The sequence below is a fragment of the Longimicrobiaceae bacterium genome (assembly GCA_035936415.1).
GTDB lineage: Bacteria > Gemmatimonadota > Gemmatimonadetes > Longimicrobiales > Longimicrobiaceae > JAFAYN01.
On record DASYWD010000270.1, the window covers coordinates 1 to 11913 of the forward strand.

The window sequence follows — 11913 nt, forward strand, 5'->3', positions numbered from 1 at the left end:
CGGCGGCGGTCTCCATCGCCTCCAGGAGCGAAGCGGCCGGGCGCGCGGGGATCCCCGGAAGCGGCACCGGGAAGGGCTGCGGTCCCCCCTTCCGCTCCAGGAGCACGGGGTGCTCCCCCTCGCCCGTGCGCAGCGCCCACCAGCGCGCGAACGCGGCCTCCACCTCCCGCTCGTCCTCCGTGCGCGCGGCGTCCCCCAGCAGCGGCTTCGCCGTGAGCGTGCTGGTCCAGGCGAAGTTCCGCACCGCCGCGCCGGGGCGGTCCGCCGGGGCGACGCGGCCCATGAGCGTGCGCCACGCATCCCAGGCGTCCTCCCGCGTCTCGTCGCCCGTGCCGTAGCGGCGCGAGGGCGGGGGAGGGCGGTAGTGCGCGCCGATGCGGAGCGCCCGCTCCCCGGCGTTGCGCCCGCGCAGCACGGTGATGATCCGCTCCTCCTCGCCGGCCGTCACCAGCGCGTTCCACTGGTTGGTGTGCAGTTCGACGACCACCCTGCGCCGCGCGCTCCCGAAGGAGGCCGGGTCGGCGAGGTCGATGAAGAGGACGCGCTCGTCCGGGGGGGCGGAGACGCCCGTGACGCGCGCGTCCGGCTCCTCGTCCGCGTCCTCCGGGGCGGGGACGATTCGCGTCCAGCCGCGCGTGGGGTGCAGGTCGAAGCGGAGCGCCTCCCCCGCGTCCAGCACGAGGGCGGCGGAAAGGTCCGGCGCGAAGGAGAGGGAGGGGCGCGCGGCGCGGCCGCGGAGGCGCTCGTCCAGCTCGCGGGCCAGGGCGCGGACGAGCACGGGATCGTACCGGATCGGGTTTGACACCCCCCCAAGATGCGATTAGGTTTTCGGCCGGTCAACCCGCCGGAGAAGCGGTATAAGCTCGGCGCCGTGACGGGTGCGCGACGTGTGTGTCACGGCGCAGGATCAAGGTGCCGGAGAGCTTCATGTCCGTTCAGAGCGCGGGTTCGAGCCGGGGCGTCACCACGACGTCGCTCCGGGAGATGAAGCGGCGTGGGGAGCGGATCGCCGTCCTCACCGCCTACGACTACCTCTTCGCGCGGCTGGTCGACGAGGCGGGCACCGACGTGGTGCTCGTCGGCGACTCGCTGGGGCACGTCGTCCTGGGGTACGACTCCACCGTCCCCGTGACGCTGGACGACATGATCCACCACGCGCGCGCCGTGCGCCGGGGCATCCGGCGGGCGCTCGTGGTGGTGGACCTCCCCTTCCTCACCTACCAGGTCACCCGCGAAGACGCGATCCGCAACGCCGGCCGCGTCCTCCAGGAGACCGGCGCGGCCGCCGTCAAGCTGGAGGGCGGCTCGCCGGAGGTCGTGGAGACGGTGCGCGCGCTGGTGCGGGTGGGGATCCCCGTGATGGCGCACCTGGGCTTCACCCCCCAGTCCGTCAACGTCATCGGGGGCTCGCGGGTGCAGGGAAGGGAGGAGGGCGGACGGGATCGGCTGATGGCGGAGGCGCGGGCGCTCGAGGACGCCGGCGCCTTCTGCTGCGTCCTGGAGCTGGTCCCCGGCTCGATCGCTTCCGCGGTCACGCAGAGCCTGTCCATCCCCACCATCGGCATCGGCGCCGGGGTCGGGTGCGACGGGCAGGTCCTGGTGCTGCACGACATGCTGGGGCTGAACGAGGACTTCACGCCGCGCTTCCTCCGCCGCTTCGGCGAGCTGGGCCAGGCGACGCGCGCCGCCCTGGCCGACTACGTAAGCGCCGTCCGCGCCGGGGAGTATCCGGCGGCGGAGCACACCTTCGAGTAGGCGCCGATGCAGGTCGTCCGCACCCGGGCCGAGGTGCGCGCCGCCGTCGCCGCGGCGCGCGAGGCGGGCAGCACCGTCGCGCTGGTCCCCACCATGGGGTACCTGCACGAGGGCCACCTCTCCCTGGTGGACCGCGCCCGCGGGCGCGCCGGCTGGGTCGCCATGTCCATCTTCGTCAACCCGCTGCAGTTCGGGCCGTCGGAGGACCTGGACCGCTACCCGCGCGACCTGGAGCGCGACCTGCGCCTGGCCGAGGCGCGCCGCGTGGCGCTGGTGTTCGCTCCCTCGGCGGCGGAGATGTACCCGGACGGAGAGCCGCGGGTGAGCGTGGTCGCGGACCCGGCCGTGGAGGGCCGGCTCTGCGGGGCGTCGCGCCCGGGGCACTTCCGCGGGGTGCTGACGGTGGTCGCCAAGCTGTTCGGGATCTTCACGCCGGACGTGGCGGTCTTCGGGCAGAAGGACTTCCAGCAGGCGCTCCTGGTCCGCCGCATGGCCTCGGACCTGGACATGCCGCTGGAGGTGGACGTCGCGCCCATCGTGCGCGAGGCGGACGGCCTCGCCATGAGCTCGCGCAACGTCTACCTCTCCCCGGAGGAGCGGGAGCGTGCGCGCTCCCTTTCCCGCGCGGTGGAGGCGTGCCGGGCGCGCTTCGCGGCCGGGGAGACGGACGGGAGCGCGCTCCGCGAGGTCCTGTGGAGCACGCTCGCGGTGTCCGGTGTAGAAGCGGAGTACGCCGAGGTGGTGGACCCGGGCACGCTGGAGCCGGTGGAGCGGGCCTTTCCGGGCGCGGCGTGTGCGGTGGCGGCCCGGGTCGGGAAGACCCGGCTGATCGACAACGGAATCCTTTGACGTAGCCCCCCTCCAGGGATCGACATGTTCCGCACGATGTGCAAGTCCAAGATCCACCGGGCGACGGTGACCGGGGCGGATCTCAATTACGTGGGGTCGATCACCATCGATCCGGTCCTCATGGAGGCCGCCGACCTCCTGGAGTACGAGCAGGTCCAGGTGGTCGACGTCGACAACGGCGCGCGCTTCGAGACGTACGTCATCCCCGGCGAGCGCGGGGCGGGGGAGATCTGCCTCAACGGCGCCGCCGCCCGGCTCGTTCACCCGGGGGACAGGGTGATCGTGATCTCGTACGGGCAGTACGACGAGGCGGAGCTCGGCACCTACCGCCCCACCTTCGTCTTCGTGGATGGGGAGAACCGCATCGTGGGGAACTCCCTCCGCGCCTGCGCCCCCTGACGGAGATGGCCGCCTGGACCGGTGTCGTCCTGGCGCGCACCGAGCCCGTCGACGATCGGATGTCGTCCCGGCTCCCGACCTTCCTGCACCCCCTCGCCGGGCGCCCGCTGGCGTGGCACGCCGTGTCCGCGCTGGCTTCTCTCACCCCGGCGCCGTCGCGCATCCTCCTCGTCTCCGATCGTGAGCTGAGCCTGGACCCGTTCCTGGACGCCTGGGAGGGGATCCGCATCTTCGAGCGCGCGGGCGGGGACCTCTGGGAGGTCGTGGAGGAGGCGGGCGACCCGGACGAGCGCCTCCTGCTGGTGGATGCCCGCGCCCCGCTCCTCGCCCAGGGGGTCCAGGGCATCCTCGCCTCCGAATTCACGCACGTCCTGGCGGACGGGCACGGCAGTCCCGCCGCCGTCTGCCTGGGCCTCGATGCCGCGCGCCGGCACCTCCGCCGCTGGCGCGGGATGGCCGGGCTGGCCGAGGAGCTGGCGGACGCGCCGCGCCGGGTGGACGCGGAGAGCGGGCTGGTGGTCCGCGACCGCCGCGACTTCGCCCGCGCCACGGAGGTGATCCACGACCGGCTGCTCGCGCGCCTCATGGAGGGGGGCGTCACCTTCTACCTCCCCCAGACCACCTGGGTGGACCTCGACGTCCGGATCGGCCGCGACACCGTGGTCTACCCGGGGGTGGTGCTGGAGGGGCAGACCACCGTCGGCGAGGAGACGGTGGTGGGGCCCGGGTGCCGCATCGTGGACAGCTGGGTGGGGAGCGGGGTGGAGCTGAAGGGTTGGAACTACCTGTCGCACACCTCCATCCGAAACCGAGCCATCCTGGAGCCGTATGCCCGACGCGGCTACGACTGATCCCACCGCCGACCTCCCCGCAACCGTGCGCGCCGCCGCGCGCGGCGAGCTCCCCCCCTGGGCGGAGGCGTCCCCCCGCCGTCGCGAGCACATCGCGCGCGTGGCCGCCCTCCTCGACCAGTGGGCCGACGCCGCGGAGCTGGACCCGCGCGAGCGCGACCGCTGGGTGGCCGCCGGGTGGCTCCACGACGCCCTCCGGGACGCCGACCCGGAGCGCCTGCGCGCGGCGGTGCCGGAACGCTTCCGCGTCCTTCCTGGCCCCGTGCTGCACGGCCCGGCGGCCGCGGAGCGCCTGGCCGGCGAGGCGGACGCGGAGATCCGCGACGCCATCCGCTACCACACGCTCGGCCACCCGGGCTTCGGGCCTCTCGGCAAGGCGCTCTACCTCGCCGACTTCCTGGAGCCGGGGCGCGACTTCGAGCCGGAGTGGCGCGCCTCGCTCGCCGCGCGCATGCCGGCGGAGATGGACGAGGTCCTGATCGAGGTGCTGCGCTCGCGCATCCGGCACCTGATCGACCGCCGCAAGCCGGTCAGCCCGGAGACCGCGGCGTTCTGGAGCGCCCTGGTGGGGGTGGGTGGATGAAGCGGCTACGGGCGCTGGCGCTCGCCGCGGTCCTCCTGCTGGTGGTCGGGCTGGTGGTCTCGCTGGCGATGGGGCTCCGGCCGGGCGGCGACGGCGACCGGGCGTCCACGCCGGAGTCGGTTCCGGACGTCCCCGCCGCGCGCGCGGCGCCCGGAGAGCGGGTGCGCGTGGAGGTGCTGAACGCCGCCGGGGTGCCGGGGCTGGCGCGCACCGTCACCCGCACCCTCCGCGAGCGCGGCTTCGACGTGGTGTACTTCGGGAACGCGCGCGGCTTCTCCCCGGACACCACGCTGGTCATCGACCGCGTCGGGCGGGAGGAGGTCGCCCGCGACGTCGCGGATGCGCTGGAGGTGGAGAACGTCCGGAGCCGCCCCGATTCCACGCTGCTCCTGGAAGTCACGGTGGTGGTCGGGCGGGACTGGAGGGGTGCCCGGGAGAGCGTGGGCGCTGCGGACTCCACGACCGCGCCGGTCGGGGACGAGGAGTCGTAGCGTCCGGACCGCGCTCGGAAGTTGCGGCACGCGCGGTGACCGCCGGCCCCCCTCGCTCGTCCGATCGGAAGCGGTCCCCCGGGCGGTGTGCCCGGCTGCTGACGATCACGCGTACCTGCACCTTCTGATGCCATTCTCCTCGCGCGCGGTGCCATTCGGGCCGTTTTTCGCCGGGCGTATGCGCCGCCGCCTCCTGCTGGTGTCGCTCTCGGCCGTCGCGGCGTGCGATGATCCGGGGCGGCCCGAGCCCGTGGACGCGCTGCAGCTGACCGCGCCCACGCAGTACCTCGACGTGGGCCAGACCATCTCGCTCGACGCGCGGGCCACCGGCACGTCGGGTGAGAGCCTCGGCAGCAACCGCATCGAATGGAGGAGCAGCGATCCCGGGGTCGCCGCGGTCGCCGCCGGGCAGGTGACCGGGCGGGCGCCCGGGGAGGTGGTGATCCACGCATCGGCCGGCGGCCGCTCCGACTCGGTCCGCCTCACGGTGGAGCGGCCCGTGGCGAGCCTCTCCGTCGCGCCGGACTCGGCGGTACTGCTCCCGGGCCGCTCCGGAAGGCTGTTCGTGGACATGGCGGACGCCTCGGGGCAGCCTCTGGCACATTCGCTCGCGCTTTCATCGTCCGCGCCGGGCGTAGTGGCGGTCGAGGAGGGCGGTGCGATCCGGGGGATCGCCGCGGGGAGCGCCGTAGTCACGGTGAGGGCGGGGCTGAAGAGCGCCGAATTGCCGGTGCGGGTGGTCCCGGGGGACCGGTTCAGGGTGCGTGTGCTCGGGACGCTCGGCGGGGACACGAGCCGGGCGAACGCGCTGAACAACCGTCGCGAGGTGGTGGGGGAGTCCCGCGTCGCGGGGAACGGGGCGGTGCACCCGTTCCTCTGGCGGCATGGAGGCATGGTGGATCTGGGCGTCCCCGCGGGAAGCAGCTACGGGCGGGCCTCCGACGTAAGCGACCGCGGTGAGGTCGTGGGCGTGGCGCACCGTCCGCATCCCAACCCGGGTCTGCTCCGGCCGGTGTATTCCGCATGGAGGTGGCGCAGCGGCGCCCGGTCCGCGATCGAGATCCCCGGTGTGAGCCTGGTCTCCAGCGACATGACCTCCGTCTGGCTCGACCGCCTGGCCCTCAACGACAGCGGCCACGTGGTGCTGGAGCACGTGAGCGTCACCTCGGGTGGCGGCACCCACGTGAGCGCCTCGACGTACCTGGCCCGCGGGAAAGGCGTCACGCGGATTACGGCTCCGGGCTCGGAGGACTTCGCGGACTATACGGCGGGGGGAATCAACCGCCGCGGCACGGTCGCTTTCACCCGCTGGTTCGACGTGAGCTACGGCGGAACGGACCCGGTGGTGCACCTCTGGAAAGACGGGCAGACGGCGGTCGGCCCCCGTGGGATGGTGGCGCGCGGCATCAACGACCACAGCCTCGTGGTCGGCCGCTGCGGCACGTCCCCCAACCTGATCGGCTGCACCTGGGACGGCTCGACCCGGAGGGACGTCCCGGGGACGACCACGGCGACCGCGGTGAACGGCCACGGAGACGTCCTTGCGACGGGAGCGGACGGCAAGCCGGTGCTCGTTCGCGGCGGCACCCTCATCCGGCTCGACGACGCGGCGGGGGTGGAGTGGGAGGTCGTGACCGCCTCCGACCTGAACGACTGGGGCGAGATCTCCGCGACGGGGAGGAACCGGAGCACGGGAGAGGTGCGTGCCCTGCTGCTCACCCCGTCCTGACGGGTAGAGCCGGACCCGATGCGCCGGCGAAAGGGCCCGGCCCGCGAACCCGCGGGCCGGGCCCTTTCGATCCCCCACCTGCACTTCCGACGGTCAATCCCCCGCCGCGGCCTCCCGTGCGGGCCGCGCCTTCATCGTCGAGCTCGGGGTGATCTGCACCGGCTTGCGGCCCTCCGTGGCCTCCGCGCGGAGCTGGCCGCACGCGGCGGCGATGTCGCTCCCGCGCGACTCGCGGACCGCCGCGGAGATCCCGCGCTTCCCCAGCCGCTCCACGAAGTAGTTGAGCCGGTTCCGCGAGCTGGGCTTCCACTCCGTCCCCGGGATGGGGTTGAAGGGGATCAGGTTCACGAAGGCGTTGAACTCGCTCACCCGCTCCGCCAGCTCGTCGGCCAGCTCCGGAAGGTCGGTGACGCCGTCGATCATCACGTACTCGAAGGTGATCCGCTTCCCGCCCGCCTCGTCGAAGCGGCGCAGCGATTCCAGCAGGTCGGGGAGCGGGTGCTTCTTCTCCAGCGGGATCAGCTTCTGCCGCAGCTCGTGGTTGGGCGCGTGCAGCGAGATCGCCAGCCGGTACTGCTCCGGCATGTCCGCCATCTCCAGGATCCCCGGGACCACGCCCACGGTGGAGACGGTGATGCGGCGCGCGCCCAGCTCGTAGCCGCGGTTCAGGATCGCCAGCGAGGGGAAGACCGCCTTGCGGTTCATCAGCGGCTCGCCCATCCCCATGTACACCACGTTGGTGATCTCCCCGTAGCCGTTGTCGCCGGCCCAGGCGCGGGCGCCGCGGAACTGCGCCACGACCTCCCCCGCGGTGAGCTGGCGCCGGTACCCGGCCCACCCCGTCGCGCAGAAGGAGCACGCCATGGCGCACCCCGCCTGCGACGAGATGCAGAGCGTCAGGCGGGTGGAGGTGGGGATCAGCACCGACTCGATCAGCTCCCCGTCGTGCAGCCGCCAGAGCTGCTTCGCCGTGCCGTCCACGCTGCGCGAGAGCTTCGCCACCTCCGGCGCGGTGAAGTCGAACGCCTGCGCGAGCGCGTCCCGCTCCGCCCTGGGGAGGTCGCTCATCTCCTCGAAGCCGAAGGCGAGGCGGGCGTACAGCCAGCCGAGCACCTGCTTCGCGCGGTAGCGGGGCTGGCTGCGCTCCGCGAAGTGCGCGGTCAGCATGGCTTCGGCATCCTCGGGGAGGAGGCCAACGAGGTCGGTCCTTGCTTCGGAAGCGCTCATCGGTGCACACCTTTTCTGCAGAAGGGGCGGCGGAGGATCCCTCCCACGCCCCGGCCGGATCGCAGCGTCCTAGTCCCCCGCAGCGGCGGCGGGGTTCCCGCGCGGACGACCCCGTCCGCGCTTGATGCCGAATAACCGTGGCGTTACCTTTGCAACCCTTGCGCCCGCGGGGGAGCGACCCCCGCGAACACCGCATCCAGGCCCAGGGGTGACCGAGGTTTCCGTGCAGCTTTCCGAGCTTCTCCCGCCCGAGCGGATCCGCATCCCGCTGGCCGGAAGGTCCAAGGACGACCTGCTCCGCGAGCTGGTCGAAGTGCTCCACGGCACCGGCGAGGTGGGAGACTCGGCCGAGGTGCTGCGCGCCGTGCGCGAGCGCGAGTCGGTGCTGAGCACCGGGATCGGCAGCGGCGTGGCGATCCCGCACGGGAAGTCGTCGGAGGTGTCCGCGCTGGCGATGGCGGCGGGGGTGACTGCCGAGCCGGTCGACTTCGAGGCGCTGGACGGACGCCCCGTGAGCCTCTTCTTCCTCCTGGTGGGGCCGGAGAGCGCGGCGGGGGACCACGTGAAGGCGCTGAGCCGGATCTCCCGGCTGGTCCGCAGCGACGCCTTCCGCCGGCGGCTGGCGGACGCCGTGTCGCCCGAGGAGTTCCACGCGATCCTGGCCGAAGCGGAGCAGGCGTGAGCCGGGCCGTGCTGGGGTGGATCCCGGCGGTCCTCTGGGCCGTCGCGATCTTCGCCGTGAGCGGCCGGTCCTCCGTCTCGATCCCCTCGTTCTGGAGCGCCGACAAGGTGCTCCACTTCGGCACCTACGCGGTCCTGGGCTTCCTCCTGGCGCACGCCGTCGCCTCCTCCGGCGGGTCGCCGCGGTGGGCCGTGCCGCTGGGGTGGCTGTATGCGGCCTCGGACGAGCTGCACCAGGGCTTCGTCCCCGGACGCTCCATGGATCCTGCCGACTGGGCCGCCGACGCGCTCGGCGTCCTGGCCGGCGCCTTTGCGTATACCCGCTTCCAGGCGTGGCGCCGGGGACGCACCCCCGCCCGCACGAGCCCATGACCGACTCCGTCCTCGCCACCTCGCTCCGCACCCTCCCCGCCGGGGAGCTGCGCGCCCCGCACGCCGGGACCAGCGTCCGCCTCGCCGGGTGGGTGCACCGCATCCGCGACCTGGGAGGCGTCGCCTTCCTCGACCTCCGCGACCGCGCCGGGCTGGTGCAGGTGTCGTTCGACCCCTCGTGGACCCCGGCCGAGGTGCTGGCCGCCGCGCGCGAGCTCCGGCCGGAGTCGGTGGTCCAGGTGGAGGGGACCGTGGAGCGCCGGATCAAGGTGAACCCGCAGCTCCCCTCCGGCGAGGTGGAGGTGCGCGCCACCGGGCTCCGGGTGCTCACCGTGGCCGAGGCGCTCCCTATCCAGGTGGACTACGCCGCCGACGAGGAGCTCCCCTCCGAGGACCTGCGCCTCCAGCACCGCTACCTGGACCTGCGCCGGCCGGAGCTGCAGAAGAACTTCGTCATCCGGCACCGCGCGGCGCAGGTCGTGCGCAGCTACCTGTCCGGGCAGGGGTTCCTGGAGGTGGAGACTCCGCTCCTAACCAAGCCCACACCCGAGGGGGCGCGCGACTTCCTGGTCCCGTCGCGGGTGCACCCGGGCGAGTTCTTCGCCCTGCCGCAGTCGCCGCAGCTGTACAAGCAGCTCCTCATGGTGAGCGGCTTCGACCGGTACTTCCAGATCGCGAAGTGCCTGCGCGACGAGGACCTGCGCGCCGACCGGCAGCTCGAGTTCACGCAGATCGACGCCGAGATGTCCTTCGTGGACGAGGAGGACGTCTTCCGCGTGGGCGAGGAGATGATGGCCGCGGTGTGGCGGGAGGTGCTGGGGGTGGAGCTCCCCACGCCGTTTCCGCGCATGACCTATGCGGAGGCCATGGAGCGCTACGGGACCGACAAGCCCGACCTGCGCTTCGACCTCTCCGTCGTGGACGTCACGGAGGTGCTCCAGGGGACGGAGTTCCGCCTCTTCCAGGCGACCCAGGGGACCTCGCAGCGCATCCGCGGCATCCGCGTTCCCGGCGGCGCGCGCCTCTCCCGGAAGGAGACGGACGAGCTGCAGGAGGTGGCGAAGCGGGGCGGGGCCGCGGGCGCGCTCTGGGTGAAGCGGAGCGAGGAGGGGCTCACCGGGCAGTTCGCGAAGGCGCTGGACGAGGCGAGCGCGCAGGCGTTCTACGCCGCCACGCGGATGGAGGCGGGCGACCTGTTCGTGGCGGTGGTGGGCGACTTCCGCGCGGTGCGGGTGGAGGTGGACCGCGCGCCGGACGAGGCCGCCGGGCGCTCCGTCCCCGCCGGGCTGGAGCCGGCGCTGGACGAGCTCCGCCGCCACCTGGCACGGAAGATGGATCTGGTGGACGCCGGGAAGCACGCCTGGCTCTGGGTGACCGACTTCCCGCTCTTCGACTGGGACGCGGACCTGGACCGGCTGGTGTCGGCGCACCACCCCTTCACCATGCCGCACCCGGAGGACGTCGGCGCGGTGTTCGAGGCCACCGAGGGGGAAGGAGCGGCGCCCGCGGAGGCCGCGCGGCGGCTCTACGCCCTCCCCGTACGATCCCGGGCGTACGATGCGGTGTACAACGGGAACGAGCTGGCCAGCGGGTCGGTCCGGATCCACGACCCCGAGCTGCAGCGGCGGATCTTCCGGGCGCTGGGGATCGGCGAGGCAGAGGCGCGGACCAAGTTCGGCTTCCTCCTGGAAGCCTTCCGCTACGGGGCGCCGCCCCACGCGGGGTTCGCGTTCGGGTTCGACCGCATGATCATGCTCCTCGCGAGGGCGGCGAGCATTCGCGAAGTCGTCGCCTTCCCGAAGACCGCCTCGGCCCGCGCCCTGTTCGAGGGCGCTCCGACCCGGGTGGACTCCGGGGACCTGAGGGAACTACACATCCGGACGCTCGGGGAGGAGACCGGCTGAGGGTCGCCCCGCCGCGCGTCGTCAACGGGTCATACATGGCGAACACGGACGTCCAGACGGTTCAGCACAGGCTCTCGATCGAGGGAGCCGACCCCCTCCTGGTGGGAGGGATCAACGACGCGCACCTCACCGAGCTCGGCCGCCTCTGCGGGTGCCGGGTGGTGCTCCGCGGCGACCACCTCCTCCTCTCCGGCGGGGTGGAGGAGATCGAGCGCGCGGTCCCGGTGGCGCAGCACATGATCGACCTGGCGCGGGGGGGGGTCTCCTTCGGGCAGGACGACCTGTACCGCTTCTGGGACGAGGTGCGGGTCGGGAACGGTGGATCCCGCCTGGCCGAGGGCGGGGTGATCCACGTCCCGGGCGCCCGCAAGTCCATCAACCCCAAGTCCGCCGGGCAGCGCGAGTACCTGGAGGCCATCGCCGAGAACGACATCGTCGTCGGCATCGGTCCCGCGGGCACGGGGAAGACCTACCTCGCCGTGGCGATGGCGGTGGACGCGCTGGCGAGGAAGCGCGTCAAGCGCATCGTCCTGGCGCGCCCCGCCGTGGAGGCCGGCGAGAACCTGGGCTTCCTCCCCGGCGACCTGCAGGACAAGGTGGACCCGTACCTCCGGCCGCTCTACGACGCCCTGGAGGACATGATGCCCGCCGACCGGCTGAAGCGGGCCATGGAGGCGCGCACCATCGAGATCGCGCCGCTGGCGTACATGCGCGGCCGGACGCTCCAGGACGCCTTCGTGATCCTGGATGAGGCGCAGAACGCCACCGGGCTGCAGATGAAGATGTTCCTGACCCGCCTGGGGCTGAACTCCAAGGCGGTGATCACGGGCGATCCCACGCAGGTGGACCTCCCCCGGCGCGACGACTCGGGGCTGCTCCAGGTGGAGCGGATCCTCAAGGGGATCGAGGGGATCTCCTTCGTCTACATGAAGCCCACCGACGTGATCCGGCACCGCCTGGTGCGCGACATCATCCGCGCGTACGCCGCCGCGGCCGGAGAGGACGCGGACGCGGAGCCCGGCGCCTGATGAGCGGCGAGCGGGGCCGGCCGGGGAACGGCGGAGGCCGGCGG

At 73.1% G+C, this 11913-nt stretch carries 13 protein-coding genes; 11 read left to right on the forward strand and 2 right to left on the reverse strand.

Translation table 11 applies throughout. The features are described 5' to 3' along the window. Positions 1–805, reverse strand: an 805-nt coding sequence (locus VGR37_10945) for a hypothetical protein (GenBank protein ID HEV2147909.1), incomplete at its 3' end; no start/stop codon positions are given. Positions 806–927: 122 nt separating this feature from the next. Between VGR37_10945 and panB the strand changes: the two genes are divergently transcribed. The 7 genes from panB (at position 928) to VGR37_10980 (ending at position 6657) form a co-directional block, all read left to right on the forward strand. Next, entirely contained in the window at positions 928–1755 is an 828-nt protein-coding gene (gene panB, locus VGR37_10950; protein ID HEV2147910.1) for a 3-methyl-2-oxobutanoate hydroxymethyltransferase, read from the forward strand. Positions 1756–1761: 6 nt separating this feature from the next. Next, on the forward strand, positions 1762–2604 hold the full coding sequence (panC, locus tag VGR37_10955; protein ID HEV2147911.1) for a pantoate--beta-alanine ligase: 843 nt from the start codon (positions 1762–1764) through the stop codon (positions 2602–2604). A 24-nt stretch (positions 2605–2628) separates the two neighbouring features. Then, positions 2629–3003, forward strand: coding sequence for an aspartate 1-decarboxylase (panD, locus tag VGR37_10960; GenBank protein ID HEV2147912.1), 375 nt, complete (start codon positions 2629–2631; stop codon positions 3001–3003). A gap of 5 nt (positions 3004–3008) precedes the next feature. After that, the gene (locus tag VGR37_10965; GenBank protein ID HEV2147913.1) at positions 3009–3854 is read left to right on the forward strand and encodes a hypothetical protein; all 846 of its coding nucleotides are present in this window, start codon (positions 3009–3011) and stop codon (positions 3852–3854) included. Further along, on the forward strand, positions 3832–4437 hold the full coding sequence (locus tag VGR37_10970) for an HD domain-containing protein (GenBank protein ID HEV2147914.1): 606 nt from the start codon (positions 3832–3834) through the stop codon (positions 4435–4437). The genes VGR37_10965 and VGR37_10970 overlap by 23 nt, the downstream gene beginning before the upstream one ends. Continuing rightward, complete coding sequence (locus VGR37_10975; protein ID HEV2147915.1) at positions 4434–4928, forward strand: LytR C-terminal domain-containing protein; 495 nt, start codon at positions 4434–4436, stop codon at positions 4926–4928. The genes VGR37_10970 and VGR37_10975 overlap by 4 nt, the downstream gene beginning before the upstream one ends. A gap of 178 nt (positions 4929–5106) precedes the next feature. After that, positions 5107–6657: a hypothetical protein gene (locus VGR37_10980; protein ID HEV2147916.1), complete on the forward strand. Its 1551-nt coding sequence runs from the start codon at positions 5107–5109 to the stop codon at positions 6655–6657. A gap of 93 nt (positions 6658–6750) precedes the next feature. Here the strand turns inward: VGR37_10980 and rlmN are convergent, their stop codons facing one another. Beyond that, positions 6751–7884: a 23S rRNA (adenine(2503)-C(2))-methyltransferase RlmN gene (gene rlmN / locus VGR37_10985; protein ID HEV2147917.1), complete on the reverse strand. Its 1134-nt coding sequence runs from the start codon at positions 7882–7884 to the stop codon at positions 6751–6753. 223 nt (positions 7885–8107) lie between these two features. On the opposite strand from rlmN, the gene VGR37_10990 reads away from it, so the two are divergent. From VGR37_10990 to VGR37_11005, 4 genes are read left to right on the forward strand one after another with little or no spacing between them, the layout of a single operon-like run. Next, positions 8108–8566, forward strand: coding sequence for a PTS sugar transporter subunit IIA (locus VGR37_10990; GenBank protein HEV2147918.1), 459 nt, complete (start codon positions 8108–8110; stop codon positions 8564–8566). Beyond that, positions 8563–8937 carry a VanZ family protein gene (locus VGR37_10995; GenBank protein ID HEV2147919.1) on the forward strand — a complete coding sequence of 125 codons (375 nt, stop codon included), beginning with the start codon at positions 8563–8565 and terminating at the stop codon, positions 8935–8937. Before VGR37_10990 ends, VGR37_10995 begins: the two co-directional genes overlap by 4 nt. After that, positions 8934–10841, forward strand: a complete 1908-nt coding sequence (gene aspS, locus VGR37_11000; GenBank protein ID HEV2147920.1) for an aspartate--tRNA ligase — start codon at positions 8934–8936, stop codon at positions 10839–10841. The genes VGR37_10995 and aspS overlap by 4 nt, the downstream gene beginning before the upstream one ends. Before the next feature lie 35 nt (positions 10842–10876). After that, the gene (locus VGR37_11005; protein HEV2147921.1) at positions 10877–11869 is read left to right on the forward strand and encodes a PhoH family protein; all 993 of its coding nucleotides are present in this window, start codon (positions 10877–10879) and stop codon (positions 11867–11869) included. Positions 11870–11913: the final 44 nt, after the last annotated feature.